This window comes from Mycobacterium gordonae (assembly GCF_001417955.2).
GTDB classification, from domain to species: domain Bacteria; phylum Actinomycetota; class Actinomycetes; order Mycobacteriales; family Mycobacteriaceae; genus Mycobacterium; species Mycobacterium gordonae_B.
Genome location: NZ_LKTM01000160.1, coordinates 1 through 1,962 on the forward strand (window position 1 = coordinate 1; position 1,962 = coordinate 1,962).

Sequence of the window (1,962 nt, forward strand, 5' to 3'; positions counted from 1 at the left end):
CCCATCTTCGGAAGACCTCGACCCCTATCCCGACAACGACGCGCCGAGCACCCCTACACCCTCATCTGCGAAGAGCCCCTTTAACCCCGGTCATGTCAACACCGGGGGGTTCAACACCGGGGACACCAACACCGGGTGGGCCAACACCGGCGACCTCGATACCGGGGCGTTCATCTCGGGCAACCAGAGCAACGGCCTGTTGTGGCGCGGTGACCGCCAGGGCCTGATCCAGGCCGACTACACCCTGACCATCCCCGACATCCCCCTGACCCTGGCCGGCGGCGGCATCCTCAACATCCCCATCACCGGCAACATCACCGGACTGGCCATTGAGTCCTTTTCAGTGCACGGCCAGACCGGCGCCATACCGGTGAACCTGGGAATCAATGTCTTGGGGGCCGACACGGGCGGACTCGATATCCGTGTCGGTCTCCCTGACCCGCTGCCGTCAGTCACCATCCCAATACCCCCGCTGCCGCTGAATCTTCACGTCACTATCGACGACACATTGACTTCCATCGCAATACCGCGGATCGCTGTCAACCCCATCGTCTTGAACAACCTGGTGTTGGGGGGTGTGGGGACGCCGTTGACGGTGAATGTGGGTGGGAGTGCCGGGCCGGTGGTGGTGCAGTTGCTGCATGTGGCTGCGGTGCCGGGGTTGGGGAATAGCACGGTGGCGCCGTCGTCGGGGTTCTTCAATTCCGGTGCGGGTGGGGTGTCGGGGTTCGGGAATATCGGTCAGGTTGTGTCTGGGTACGGCAATGTCGGGTCGATGGTCTCGGGTGTGAAGAACCTGGGTGTTTTGGTGTCGGGGGTGTCGACTCTGGGGGGTTCGTTGTCGGGGATCGGCAACACGGCCTCACCCGGGGCGGGGCCCTCGGGTGTGTTGGGTGCGGGGTTGGCGAGTGTGGGTGTGGGCAATGTCGGGTTCGCTGATCTCGGTTGGGGGAATGTCGGTTTCGGCAATGTCGGTGACTCGAATGCTGGTTTCGGGAATCTGGGCGCCTGGAATCTCGGGTTGGGGAATGTGGGGAGTTTCAATCTGGGGTCGGGGAATCTGGGTGACTTCAATGTGGGGCCGGCGAATCTGGGCTCGCACAATGTCGGGTTCGGTAATCTCGGTGACCACAACTTCGGGTTCGGCAACAGTGGGCTGAACAATGTGGGGTTTGGTAATACCGGGTCGAACAATATTGGTTTCGGGTTGTCCGGTGATCATCAGGTGGGGTTCGGGGCGTGGAACTCCGGTGGCGGGAATGTGGGGTTGTTCAATTCGGGGTCGGGGAATGTGGGGTTGTTCAATTCCGGTTCGGGGAACTGGGGGATCGGGAACTCCGGGGAGTCGAACGTCGGGTTGTTCAATGCGGGCCGGCTGAACACGGGGGTGTTCAACACTGGTGTGCTCAACACCGGGGTCGCCAATCCGGGTAGCTACAACACCGGCAGCTTCAACGTGGGGTCTTCCAACACCGGTTCGTGGAATCCCGGCCAGATGAATACGGGGTGGTTCAACACCGGGGATTACAACACTGGCTGGGCCAATACCGGGGACTTCAACACCGGCGGGTTCAACCGGGGTGATCTGAGCAACGGCTTCTTCTGGCGCGGAGACAACCAGGGCCAGGCCGGCTTCGACCTGACCTTCACCATCCCCCGTATTGCCCTGCAGATTGACGTTGATGTGCCGATCAATATTCCGGTCACGGGCACCCTTGGATCCCTGGTGAACGGTCAGCCGATCATCACCATCCCGTCCTTCGTTATTCCGGCATTGCATCTCAATGGCTCGGAACTGAGCGGAACGATCGGTCCGATTGTGGTGGATTCGATTGTGGTGTCGGGTCCGTCGTTGAACTTGGTGGTGGGTGGGCCGGGTGAGTCGTTGCGGTTGAGTTTGTTGGGTCCGGCGGTGGGTCCGGTGGTGGTTCCGGTGTTGGGTTTGGTGGCGGGGCCGGGGTT

1 protein-coding gene is annotated in these 1,962 nt (G+C 61.5%); it reads left to right on the top strand.

Annotation, left to right across the window (positions count from 1 at the left end; genetic code table 11):
- Positions 1 to 1,962, top strand: a 1,962-nt coding sequence (locus AO501_RS14095; protein ID WP_197419841.1) for a beta strand repeat-containing protein, incomplete at both ends; no start/stop codon positions are given.